The sequence below is a fragment of the Paracoccus gahaiensis genome (assembly GCF_005048225.1).
In the GTDB taxonomy this organism is placed as follows: Bacteria; Pseudomonadota; Alphaproteobacteria; order Rhodobacterales; family Rhodobacteraceae; genus Paracoccus; species Paracoccus gahaiensis.
In genome coordinates this window covers 1-10865 of the sequence record NZ_SUNI01000046.1, presented here as the reverse complement: position 1 = coordinate 10865, position 10865 = coordinate 1, and the positions used below count along the sequence as shown (strand labels likewise).

The 10865-nt window shown below is 60.1% G+C and carries 12 protein-coding genes; 3 read left to right on the top strand and 9 right to left on the bottom strand.

Annotated features, from left to right (window positions below; translation table 11 throughout):
- Window positions 1–597: 597 nt before the first annotated feature.
- Window positions 598–849, bottom strand: a complete 252-nt coding sequence (locus FA743_RS19545) for a hypothetical protein (RefSeq protein WP_136887737.1) — start codon at window positions 847–849, stop codon at window positions 598–600.
- A gap of 468 nt (window positions 850–1317) precedes the next feature.
- Between FA743_RS19545 and FA743_RS19540 the strand changes: the two genes are divergently transcribed.
- Both FA743_RS19540 and FA743_RS19535 read left to right on the top strand, forming a co-directional pair.
- Window positions 1318–1893, top strand: coding sequence for a GntR family transcriptional regulator (locus tag FA743_RS19540; protein WP_136887736.1), 576 nt, complete (start codon window positions 1318–1320; stop codon window positions 1891–1893).
- Window positions 1890–2315, top strand: a complete 426-nt coding sequence (locus FA743_RS19535; RefSeq protein WP_136887735.1) for a hypothetical protein — start codon at window positions 1890–1892, stop codon at window positions 2313–2315. Before FA743_RS19540 ends, FA743_RS19535 begins: the two co-directional genes overlap by 4 nt.
- Before the next feature lie 16 nt (window positions 2316–2331).
- Here FA743_RS19535 and FA743_RS20390 read toward each other — a convergent pair whose 3' ends face one another.
- Window positions 2332–2922, bottom strand: coding sequence for a hypothetical protein (locus FA743_RS20390; protein ID WP_169308954.1), 591 nt, complete (start codon window positions 2920–2922; stop codon window positions 2332–2334).
- A gap of 434 nt (window positions 2923–3356) precedes the next feature.
- On the opposite strand from FA743_RS20390, the gene FA743_RS19530 reads away from it, so the two are divergent.
- A complete protein-coding gene (locus FA743_RS19530; protein WP_136887734.1) occupies window positions 3357–4025 on the top strand; it encodes a hypothetical protein in 669 nt (222 codons plus the stop codon).
- 501 nt (window positions 4026–4526) lie between these two features.
- Here the strand turns inward: FA743_RS19530 and FA743_RS19525 are convergent.
- The 7 genes from FA743_RS19525 to FA743_RS19495 form a co-directional block, all read right to left on the bottom strand.
- Window positions 4527–4703: a YodC family protein gene (locus tag FA743_RS19525; protein WP_136887733.1), complete on the bottom strand. Its 177-nt coding sequence runs from the start codon at window positions 4701–4703 to the stop codon at window positions 4527–4529.
- Window positions 4703–5788, bottom strand: a complete 1086-nt coding sequence (locus FA743_RS19520; protein ID WP_136887732.1) for a phage portal family protein — start codon at window positions 5786–5788, stop codon at window positions 4703–4705. The genes FA743_RS19525 and FA743_RS19520 overlap by 1 nt, the downstream gene beginning before the upstream one ends.
- Window position 5789: 1 nt before the next feature.
- A complete protein-coding gene (locus FA743_RS19515) occupies window positions 5790–6344 on the bottom strand; it encodes an HK97 family phage prohead protease (RefSeq protein ID WP_136887731.1) in 555 nt (184 codons plus the stop codon).
- Window positions 6344–7579, bottom strand: a complete 1236-nt coding sequence (locus FA743_RS19510) for a phage major capsid protein (RefSeq protein WP_136887730.1) — start codon at window positions 7577–7579, stop codon at window positions 6344–6346. Before FA743_RS19510 ends, FA743_RS19515 begins: the two co-directional genes overlap by 1 nt.
- A gap of 9 nt (window positions 7580–7588) precedes the next feature.
- A complete protein-coding gene (locus FA743_RS19505) occupies window positions 7589–7924 on the bottom strand; it encodes an HNH endonuclease (RefSeq protein ID WP_136887729.1) in 336 nt (111 codons plus the stop codon).
- On the bottom strand, window positions 7915–9456 hold the full coding sequence (locus FA743_RS19500; RefSeq protein ID WP_246055068.1) for a terminase large subunit domain-containing protein: 1542 nt from the start codon (window positions 9454–9456) through the stop codon (window positions 7915–7917). The genes FA743_RS19505 and FA743_RS19500 overlap by 10 nt, the downstream gene beginning before the upstream one ends.
- Window positions 9457–9647: 191 nt before the next feature.
- Window positions 9648–10145 carry a head-tail connector protein gene (locus tag FA743_RS19495; protein WP_136887728.1) on the bottom strand — a complete coding sequence of 166 codons (498 nt, stop codon included), beginning with the start codon at window positions 10143–10145 and terminating at the stop codon, window positions 9648–9650.
- Between the last annotated feature and the right edge of the window lie 720 nt (window positions 10146–10865).

Sequence of the window (10865 nt, the reverse complement as noted above, 5' to 3'; positions counted from 1 at the left end):
CCATCACCGACAACCACAACGAAGGAGAAAGCTGACCAGAAAACAGCCTCGAAAAACGCCAACCCCACCGCCCAAAAACCGGCCAACGTGGTTGTCGCTCAAGGACAAGATGGTTGACGCGCTACAGGGGTAATCCCCGGATCGTCATTGCCGCTTTTTGGTGTGGGGTTACGGCATCCCCTTCCGCTGATTTCGCTCAGTGGTCAGAAGCTAGGGCGGTTGGTGGAATATGTCCGGTTCAAGGCCCGGTCTGCTTCGGATGAATTAATGCCCCCGCACCGCGCCCGAAACGCGGGGGCATGGCGGGGCTATTTGGCTGACAGCAGAACGTTACGCATGCTGAACGGGGTCTTAACCTCCGCCTCAGACTTGTCATCGGTAGCTGTCTGCATTAAAATGATCCTTGTTCGTATCGAAGCCCGTTCCTGTTCCACCAGGGCGGGCTTCATCCGTTTTCGGACTATCCCACAATCAAGCCTTGCCACCCTCGCACCAGATATGGTGCAAATTTGGTGCTTGACACATAACGTGCGGTGATTCGGAAATCAAGTGCACCCGCTTTGTTCTTTTTCTTTCGTTGCCCGGCATCGTCCAGGTTCACGGCCAACGATATGGCTGATGTCCCCACCGATCCGTCGCATGGGCTTTGACTTGCTCCAGCGCGCCTTCCAGCGTCTCGCAGTAGCCAGTTCTGCTTGGCATCGTGATCACCGACCAGCGCCAGACCTCAGCCCGTGCGCCGCCTTGGGTTACGTCCCAGAACACACGACCGACGACCAAACGATCTCGCAGGACGGTCCAATCCTCAAATTCAGGCTCGAAGGTCTTCTTGCGGGTCCAAGTCTTCATGGCTCCTGTCTAGCCTTCGGATCTCCCTACAGGCAGGGGTATCTCCAGCCGATTGTGGATAACCCTTTCCCCTTCTTGCCTGATCATCCCCATTCCCACGTCGCTCTCACGGCAGCCGTGCCGCGTCCAGCAACCGTAAGCCCAAGCTGAAACCTCGCAGACAGGTAAAAACCGGGCCAGTCCGCGCCGGTCGGCGCTTGCTCCCTGGCGGGCTGCTTCGCCCGACACGGCCCGGCCCGGTTCTCACCTGTAGATCATAAGAAGGCGAAAAATAAGCTTCTGTTTTAGAACAACTTTTTAGACACCCCTGCATCATCTGGATGATGCACCCCTGCATCATCTGGAAGAGGCAGGGTGCATCACCAGCTTTCAGAATTTGAAAGTTTGTAGACGTGCAGATATGGAACGTGTAGTTCCGAAATTGGAAAGCTCGTGAACAGGGCTGCATCAAATGGGGCAGGAAAAGAAATGACCAGACAGCTACCAGTGAGAAAGTTGCGCGGGACATGGGTTCAGACCGAACGGGCAGCGCACGAGGAATGGGCACAGCTCATCATCCGTGCACCGAAAGCAGCTGCCGTCATGCACATCCTCACAGCTCGCATGGGTGACAATAACGCCGTGGTTATCTCACAGCGCGAACTCCAGGACGCCACTGGCGTCTCACGTCCCACAGTGCAGCGTGCTCTGAACATCTTGAGGGATGAGAACTGGATTGAGATCTGGCAGGTGGGCGAAAGCGGGACTGTCAACGCCTATGTCGTCAATGACCGGGTGGCGTGGCATGGGTCGCGTGATGGCATACGGCGCAGCCTCATGTCCGCCACCCTCGTGCTGTCTGAGCGCGAACAGAAGGGGAAAGAGCACCTCATCGGCCAGGACACACCTTTGAAGCAGGTTCCGACACAGCTTCCCGGTGAACAGCAGCTTCCTTCTGGTGATGGCCTGCCGCCGGTCTCTCAGCCCGCTCTGCCCGGTATGGATGCGGATCTGCCTGCAACGCGGCGGCTCTATGACCCGGTGACAGGTGAGGTGCTGGAATGATCCGTCAGGCAATTATTGTCCTCACCCTGCTTAGCGCCTCAACAGCTCTACACGCAAGCGAAGTTATCCACCTGCGCTGTGAGGTGCAAAACCAATTAGATGAGCAAGTCGAAACAATAACTATTAACTTAGGTTCAGCCGAAGGTGAGGCCGTCCATACCTCTCACACTGGAATGTCGACCTTTTACGGTATCTTTATCAACAGTCCTAAGTCAATTATTGGCTATTCACAGCGACATGGTAAAGTTTCTCGGCTTAAAGTGGACCGCCTCACCGGAACTGGCCGGGTAGATAATTTAATGACCGACGAGGAGAAGCCGGGTTTGTGGAACGAGCAGGCAGGAAGCATCGGCTACCCCCTCGATGAAGTCGTATGGCTGGGCTACGATCTAAACTGCCAGCTTGCGCAACCACTTTTCTAGCCGAGCCAAAGGGCAATCACCTGCCGGTTAGCCGTGCCCATAGGCTCTGAGGTTTCAACAGCGCTTGCCGAAGCTCGTCAGCCTCACGGGCCAGCCGGTCCTGTTCCTGCCGGGATCGTTCCAGCTCGTTTCTAAGGCGTTCCGCCTCGTCTCGCCGTTCCTGGTCCCGCCGATCAGCCTCCTGGCGCTCACGCTCACGCTCAGCCCGCTCACGTTCGACCTCGGTGCGGGGCGCTTCTAGGAGGCGTTGGCGCTCATCTTCGAAACGGTCAGCTCGATCCCGTTCCCGCGTCAGTGCCTCCTGAAGCTCAGCCAACCGTGCCTCCGTCGCCTCCAGCTTCACCGCGAGGATTGAGGAACGCTCATCGAACCCCGTTTCCAAACGACCCGCTGAACGGGTGTCCTGAGGCCGTTCCGGAACCTCGTTCAAGCTCGGCCACTCTTTTGGCGGGAACACCCTTTCGAACTCGCTGCGCTCAATCTCGTATTGCTCACCTGGCGCAGGCTGTGAGGCCGATAGAGCGCCCTTCTGTATAGCCCGATGGATCTTAGATTTGTTGTGGCCGGACAGGTCGGCGGCCCGGCTGAGCGTCAGTTTAGTTTCCATCGTTCCACCGTTTATGAACCCCGTTTGAACGATAGCGCGGTGATCGTTCCTTGCCTAGGTAGAACTCATGAAACGAAAGCTAGAACCCTTTATGGAACTGATGTAACGATCTGGAACGAAAAGAGGAACCTCATCCTTTTGAGCCAGCTTCTCCAGATTTTGAGCTAAAGCCATTGGTGGGCGATCGCGTCGGCCTGAAGGACGGTCTTGTCACCTGAAGAAAGCTCTTCCACTCAACCTCCGACCTGCCTACCGGCCCGTAACGAGTCTTATGCGGCGGAGAGGGGGAAGGGCGGGGATCAGCCGGGGGTTGTGGGGAGGAGAGCGCATTAGATATGGGACATGCCCCTAGACGACATTGACATATCGAACGCGGAGGCTCCAAGATACCTTTACTACCAAACTGAGCAAAGGCACTACTGCCGGAGTAAAGTATGACCAATAGAAATGGTGATAGTGCCGAAAATGGAGTTGACGCTCCTCAAGCTTCTCAGGATGCAGACTACGTAGCATTCCGTTACAGAAGCTATTTCCTCTCTAGTGGCCTTATTTTTATTTTCACTGCGCTCATACTTTTTTTATTTACAGCATTTATGCTATACAGATTGGCGGATTTTGGTATGTTAATTGAAATTCCGAATACATACGGTCCAGAAAATGCGTCGGCCATTCCTGAAATTTCTCAGCGAGACATCTACAACTTCTTCGGACGGATCACGTCACATTTCCTCCCCCCTTTTCTTAGCCTGATGTCTGGAATTATTTGCGCCACAATTGGCATCCGTCTACTAACTTCATCCGGGGCCGTAACGTCATATGTAATAGCACCACATGATTACCCTGTCCTTGGGCCAGCTATTTCTTCAGGAAATGAAGCAGCTGTAACCCAATTCATAAGACTGAGTTCACTATCTGGGGCGACGGGAACTTTCACTAAGATGGGATTAACCGGGCTACCTCTCGCCACAATTTTTCTAACAATTTTCTTAGCACTTCTAGGTCTTGCGAATGCACAATTCTTTGATTTAGCGAAACTGACGCTCGGAGCCTTTTTGGGATCGTTCGTACAGCGAGAAGCTTCTAAGCGTTCTAGTGAGAACTAAACTGATTAACGGGTTGGAAATTTAATCTCCACATGGGCCTTCTCCAGCTTTTGTTCGCATTGCATCTACGGTCACGGAATGAACGAGATTTTTACCGGCATCCGGGCAGCGGCACAGAGGTTCAGCGAGCAAGGGAAAGGCAAAGCCCAAGCTCTAGACGGAATGGTCAAGTTCGACAGCCTCCGGTTTCAGCGATAGTCTCCGGCATCTGCATCTCCGTAACAGAAAGCCACGCAAAGGCCCCGGCATCATCTCGATGCCGAGGCCCCTTTGCTGCCAGCGTCCCGCGTGACAGCTTCCCCAAACGCGGGGTATGGCACTTGCTCGTGCCGCGTTGGTTGCCCCCGGTGTGCGCCGTGACAACCTGCGCCGCGCCCCCTACGAAAGGACTGAGGGCCGCGCCATGACGGGGTTTAGGTCCATGAAAACCGGGCACTCACCGTCTAATCCCAGATGCTTCACGGTCAGATCAGCCGCAGGGCGCATCCCGGCCCTAACTCGTCAACGGGCCAGTGGGGCGGCTTCCAGCGTTGCCAGGGTGAAGCCCTCACGAACCAGCTTTCCGCCGTCAAACCATGAGCAGATCGCGCCGGAATAGGCCCCCGCGCCTTCGTAGGTCATCACAGGCCCGCCGCTTTTCAGCCGCACGGTGTCGCCAACCTGGAACGTCTTTTCCATCAGTCTGCCCAATCTATAAAGTTCAGCGCATCGGCCACGGTCTTGTCGTCCAGCCCCGCCGCCTTCGCCTCGGCCAGAGCCTTGAGCATCGTTCCCAGGGCACGCGTCTTGCCGCCGTGGTCAAAGGCTTGAGCCGGTCGCACCACGTCAATCGCCACCTTGCTGCCCAGCTTTTCGGTGCATTCCTCGGCCATAAGATTTGCAACCGGTTGCAGCACGATCTGTGCAAGGTGGCGCTGTGCCTCTCTCACGAGGGGGCCGGTCGTGCTACGGTTCATCAGGCCGGGCAGGACGCCGAACGCGCCGAAAACAGCGTCTTTGGCATCGGCCAGCAACGTGTCGGCCAAGGTCTTTTGCAGATCCGGTGACAGCTGGTCCGGTGACTTGCCAAGCTGCGGGTGCATCCCTGCCGCGACGGATTGCGCCACGCCCTCGATCACCAGCGTTGCGCCGCGACGGCCACGGAAGCCGGAGCGCAGCGCGTCCATGTCGTCGGCAGAGCCTTCGGGGACGGGAACGATCAAGCTCCCGAGCGGACTGTCGCGGAAGGTATCTCGCAGCGCCGTTTCCAATTCATGCAGCAGCTGCGCCGAGAGGGGCGCGCGGCGCAGGGGTCCAGATCCGACCCACGGGGTCGCCGTGTCGCAGCCGATGCGGAAGTGCAGAACCTCGGGGGCCAGGACGGTTTCAGCCCGCCCGCCGCCCGCCTCGGGGATCATCAGCCGATAAGCCCGCGGGGTGCCGTTGCGGGTCGAGATGTCCCAATCAATCGCAGGCACCAGCCGGTCGCGGATCAGGAACAGAGCCTCGCCACGGAGCGCCAGAGCGCGGCCAGCAAGGGCCATGTCACGCCGGGACAGCATGTCGGTGCCCGACACGTCCGAGAGGCTTAGACAGCCCTCCCACAAGCCAACGCTGGTCTGAACAGCTGCCGTCAATTCGCCCATGTTCGATGCGCCGGAAATCCAGCTTTCACGCGCTGCCATGATCGCCGCCGTATAGCCGGGGGCGATGGCGCGGGTTTCAACCTCGTTCCTGTTGGAAACAAGGTCAGTTTTCCGGGTGAAATATGACATCAGGCCCATGTCACGCCCTCCAACGGTTCAGGGGATTGACCATGCCCCGATACGGTTGCCGGTCCTGGTGCGTTTCCCATGCCCGCGCCTCGATCTGCGCCAAGGGATAGGCAGGCCGTGTCACCGCAGAAATCTCAAACAGGGCCGCGCGGGTCACGGTGCGCAACATGCCTTCGGCCCGCCGTTCAATCCGTTCGCCGCCATCATTGACGCGGAAGCCGGGGCTAAGTCCTTTGACCAGGCCCGCCCGGTGAGCGGCCAGGAAGTCAGCAGCCCATGATGTGCCGCCGTCCAGATCGGCCCGGATTTCAAGCGCATCGTCAGTATCGCGCAGGGACAGGGTGCCCGCCGCCGTGGAGGCGAGGGGCTTGGCATAGTCGTGCTGGCTGAGAAGGTGGATTTCCTCGCCTGCCGCGATGCGATCGGCAAAGGCCCGAGGGGCGATAACCTCACGCCGCCCCGGTGCAAGCTCAGTCTCAGCACCATAGGGGAACCGCGCCACAAGACGGGTAGCCCCGCCCTCGGCCCGGATTTCCAGCGCCCCGAGATTACCGCCCCACAGCATTAGACTGCCCCGATGCCGGTCAGGATGCGGATCTGCGAACCGCGCGCCACGGTCACGTCAGCCGTCAGCAGGCCAGTGAGCCGCAGACCGCCATTCTGCGCATCGGTGTAGGGATCGCGGATCATGTCCAGACCGCCCCAGATGCCCAGGAAGGCCGGGGGGATGCCGCCTGCCGAGGTGGTCAGGATCGCCGTGCCCGCGTCCAGCTGGTTCGCCAGGGCGATGTTGCCCGCCGGAACGTGCTTCACCATGCGGTCCCATTCCGAGACAGCGGAACCGGCAATCAGCGTGTCGTCCAGTTCGGACCAGATTTCAGGGTCAAAGGCGACATTCACGCCCGAGGCCCCGGTGATCTGGTTCGCCTGCATGAACGCGACGATTTCAGCGCGGAACGCTGCCCAGGATGCGGCAGCGGCAATGGCGGTCGAGGTGATGCCATAGGTTGCCGCGCCAGGCACGATGCCCAGAGGCTGACCATTGGCGCCCGTGCCCATCAGAACAGCGCGATCCAGTTCAGCACCGATGGCGCCGTTCATGTCGCGGCGGATAGCCTGTTCCAGACCTTCGCCAGCCTGTTTCAGCGCCTTGCGGGTGATGCGCATGTGAGCGCCTAGGGTGTGATCGGGGACCAGCATCCGCTCGGCCGTTTGAAACGGGTTCGGGCCGGGCACGTTCGCGCCTTCGGTCGGTGCCCATCCGGCAATCGCGCCGGCAGTCGCCACGGGCCATTCCACGCTGCCTTGCGTGATGTTGACGGTCTGAATGCCGAGACGCGCGGCCACAGATGCCGGGAACAGGCGGTCGATGATCGGGCGGGTTTGCACGGGGTTCGGCACGTCAGCTGACACGGTGTTGCGCAGTTCCAGCGCCGCCAGCGGAACCGGGATGCCGCGATAGCCGCCCGCATTGCGCATTTCCTGCACAACCTCGGCAGTCTGGCCCGACAGCGATTTGCCCTCGTCCAGTGCCAGGACGATCTGGCGCAGCTCGAAGCCCGCGACCAGCTCGGCATATTGGCGGTCGGTGCGGGTTTCCAGATCGGCCCCGGCTTCGCGCCGTTCGCTATCTTCGGCAGTCAGGGCCGCGCGATAGCGGATTTCGTTCTGACGGTATTCCGCATCGAGGCTTTCCATCGAGCGGGTTTCGTCGGTCGTCGGGCTTTCCTTGCCCACCAGTTCCGAAAGGTTCTGGCGGATCTCGGATTGGCGACGTTGGATTTTAACAGAGTCCAGCATGGTGATACCTCATGTTGCCGGGTTGGGGGATGTCGCCAGGTCGGCAACAGCTTGTGCCCACGCATCACGCGCAGGCGACTGAACCGGGGGCGGGTGTCCGCACTCGATCCTAGTTTTCTTGGTGTGGCAGGAAGGGCAGCGGGTGGCGCAGTTGGCCGGATCAAAGGCCAGATCCGGGCGGGTGCGCACGGGCTGCACATGGTCGATTTCCAGCCGCCCACGGGTCTGTCCGCAGTCCACGCAAGCCCATTTGTCGCGTTCCAGCACCATGTGGCGCAGAACCTGCCAGCGTTTTGTCGAGGTCACTCGCTTGCTGTGCCGGTGATGATCGCGGATCAGAGCCATTCCGCCCTCACTTTCCGCTTGGGTGCCGACTTGCGCCGCTGCCCCTCGGCCACCGCCAGAATAGATGCCGACACAGCGTCGATGCGCCCCAGGGAGCGGGCTTTCGTCAGCTTGGCGTTCATGGCGTCATCGACAACGACAAGGGCATCTGCCGCCGCGCTGCGCATCAGCAGGGACGGGACAGTGCGCACCTCGCCGTCAAAGACAGCCTTGCGGAAGCCTTCCACGTCCTGCCCGCCGTCGCGGAAGCCTTGGCCCCGAAACACGACAGGGGCGCGGATGCCCGCAGCTGCCAGCGCGTCCAGCAATTCGGCCTGCCGGTATCGGTCACAGGTCAGCGCCCGAACGTCAGCATCCCGCACCAGTTCGTCCCAGACCATCCGCAGCCAAGGGCCAGCCTGAACCGTGCTGTCGCCGGTCACGATCAGTTCGCCCCGGTCGTGCATCCGCACATAGCGGTCCTTGACGCCATCAGCCTCGCCACGGTCGGCAAGGCCGGGTTTGTGAGGGAATGCCCCCTGAACCTCCAACCTGCCCGTGAGAGGCCAATACAGGGCCACCGCAGACATGGAGCGGGACAGGCCAAGGTCTATGCCCACGATGCACTCACCCTCACGCGGGGGCAGTTCGTCGTTGCCAACCTCGCAAGCCTGCCATTCGTCAGCCGTCAGCAGCTGCGCCTTGCCCACGTCAGAAATTCGCTGATTGAGCGAGTATAATCTGAAGCCCGTGAGCGCCTGCCCGCCCCGCTGGATCGCCACGCGGGCCTGTTCCTGGAGCCATTGCAGAGACGGGCCGATGCCATGCTCAGATCCGGGGTTCGCTGCCTTGATGCCGTCCAGATCGTCGGCAGGCATTCCCAGAGGGGCGCGACATTCGATAATGAAGCTGTGCGGGGGCGGGGTATCGAGGATCTGCGACAGGGGGTGCTGATCGTCGCTGGCCGAGGTCGAGATGATAACCATCTTTGCCCGCCGCTTGCCCGCCGATGTTTCCAGCGCAGCGTGCAGCTGCATCCCCTTATCCGGGTGCCAGTGTCCAAATTCGTCTTCGATGATGAGCGTGGGTGAAAGTCCAAGAAGGTTCTTGGCATCCGCCGCAACCGCCCGGATCATCCCGCCGCCGTTGCCCTCGTAGCTGATTTCCAGCCGGGGAGCCTGCCGGAAGGTGAACAGCGCCTGTTCTTCCTCGGGCAGCAGCTGAACAATTGCCTGGACGTATTCCCAAGCGATGCGGGCCTGTTCCTTCACGCGGGCTGCCACAATCACCTGACGCCGGGGTTGGGGATCAGACACGCCCATCACGTGCGCCAGCGCCATCGCTGCCGAGAGCATGGATTTCCCCTGACCCCTTCCCACGGACATGATTGCCGTCATCACGTCAGGGTCCAGAACGCCCCGCACAAACTGTTCCTGAAAGGGCGCCAGGGAGAAGCATTGCCCGTTCAAAGGCCCTTCGGGAATGCGCAGGGACCGGATGAAATCGAGGGTATTTTCGGCCAGGTCGTCAGAACGCGCGCAAGCAACATTCACCACACGGTCCTGAGCAGCGGCAGAAACGGCGGCATTGGGACCATTCCGCCCCGCAGCGGGCCGCACAGCCGCCTTGGCTGCCTTCGGGTGTCGCCCCCTTGCCCCGCGCTTGTCGGCCTCACGCGCAGCCTGTGAGCCGCTAGGCAGGCCATCCTTGCGGGGTCGTCCACGTGGCTTGCCCGTCGCTTCGATCATATGGCAACTCGACGATGCCGGGCAGCGATGCGGGCCGCTGCCATCGACAGCCCTTGCGGCATCTCGTCATCGAAGCCGCGTGCGTCATACAGCATGGCCGCATGGTCAGCGATGGCCAGCTGTAGGTCGGGCGGGATGCTGTCAGTCCTAGTGCCATAGCCTGCGGGATAGCGGATGCGCAGAGCAGCGCCATGCACCGATGCAGTGAGGTTCAGCACTGGATACCTGCCGGGGGTGATCCACCAGCCTGCCGGGTGCGGGGTGATGTTGCCTGCCTCGTCCAGCAGTTCGACAGTCACGGGATGGTCGGCCAACCCCTCGGGCCAGAACGGACCAATTGCCAGGGGGATGCGCTTGCACCACGCTTGCAGGGTGACGGTCACAACCTGCCCCAAGAGCGCCAGCCCGCAATGCGCCTCGATCTCAGCAGCCGCCGTGTCGGCCAGCCGCTGAATGTCCATGTCCTCGAAGTCGCCATCTACACGGGCGCGCATCTTCACGTCCTCGATTGGGACGGACGATCCGGCAGGCAGATACTGGCGAGTGTGAGACATGGCAGGCCTTTTATGTTATGATATAACATTAAAATAATCAGGGGGATAAATCAAGCAGTTGCGAATGGTTCTCATGTGTCGATGATGAACGACTGCAACATTCGGCAAACCGCAAGCAATTGCTAGGCGATATTGGTTGTAAATCAATAGTTTATGATGAGAGTTTGGTGCAGTTCACAGCCGATGTGGTGTGTCTGTCCTGCATGTTCCGCCTGCCGACGTGCGCAAGCGCCGTGCAACCTCAGTGACTGCGTGTGTTTGCGGGTTGGAGAGTGCTTGAGCTGAAGGCAATAACCGGCCCCCGCTACTGTCCCCCCGATATACAGGGGACAGACCTTCGGCTTCCTCGATCCGTATCCACGCGATGCCCTGTGACGGAGGCCAGCCGCTGTCCCACAGGCTTCACACCTGCCCCGGTTTCCCGGTCCCCGATCAGCTTCCGTGCCTCATTGGCAAAGTCCCATGTCGGTGGGTATCTTCGTCGCGTTTCTGACAGGGCCTAGAAGGTGCCGGTTCCCTGTCGGGTTGGGGTATGTTCAGCGACAACCATCTTGGCCGGTGCCGACAACCACCTTGGCCGGTTGGGCTGAACGGAAGACGGGCATGCCCGTCTGGAGGGCAGTCCCACCGGCCTGAATGATTTCAAGGTTAGGTGCTGGT

Excerpts from the sequence above, each read along its gene's own strand:
- FA743_RS19505 (WP_136887729.1), bottom strand. The coding sequence starts at position 7,924 with ATGGCTCTGATCCGCGATCATCACCGGCACAGCAAGCGAGTGACCTCG.
- FA743_RS19540 (WP_136887736.1), top strand. The coding sequence starts at position 1,318 with ATGACCAGACAGCTACCAGTGAGAAAGTTGCGCGGGACATGGGTTCAG.
- FA743_RS19510 (WP_136887730.1), bottom strand. The coding sequence starts at position 7,579 with ATGCTGGACTCTGTTAAAATCCAACGTCGCCAATCCGAGATCCGCCAG.
- FA743_RS19530 (WP_136887734.1), top strand. The coding sequence starts at position 3,357 with ATGACCAATAGAAATGGTGATAGTGCCGAAAATGGAGTTGACGCTCCT.
- FA743_RS19545 (WP_136887737.1), bottom strand. The coding sequence starts at position 849 with ATGAAGACTTGGACCCGCAAGAAGACCTTCGAGCCTGAATTTGAGGAT.
- FA743_RS20390 (WP_169308954.1), bottom strand. The coding sequence starts at position 2,922 with ATGGAAACTAAACTGACGCTCAGCCGGGCCGCCGACCTGTCCGGCCAC.
- FA743_RS19520 (WP_136887732.1), bottom strand. The coding sequence starts at position 5,788 with ATGGGCCTGATGTCATATTTCACCCGGAAAACTGACCTTGTTTCCAAC.
- FA743_RS19535 (WP_136887735.1), top strand. The coding sequence starts at position 1,890 with ATGATCCGTCAGGCAATTATTGTCCTCACCCTGCTTAGCGCCTCAACA.
- FA743_RS19515 (WP_136887731.1), bottom strand. The coding sequence starts at position 6,344 with ATGCTGTGGGGCGGTAATCTCGGGGCGCTGGAAATCCGGGCCGAGGGC.
- FA743_RS19525 (WP_136887733.1), bottom strand. The coding sequence starts at position 4,703 with ATGGAAAAGACGTTCCAGGTTGGCGACACCGTGCGGCTGAAAAGCGGC.
- FA743_RS19495 (WP_136887728.1), bottom strand. The coding sequence starts at position 10,145 with ATGCGCGCCCGTGTAGATGGCGACTTCGAGGACATGGACATTCAGCGG.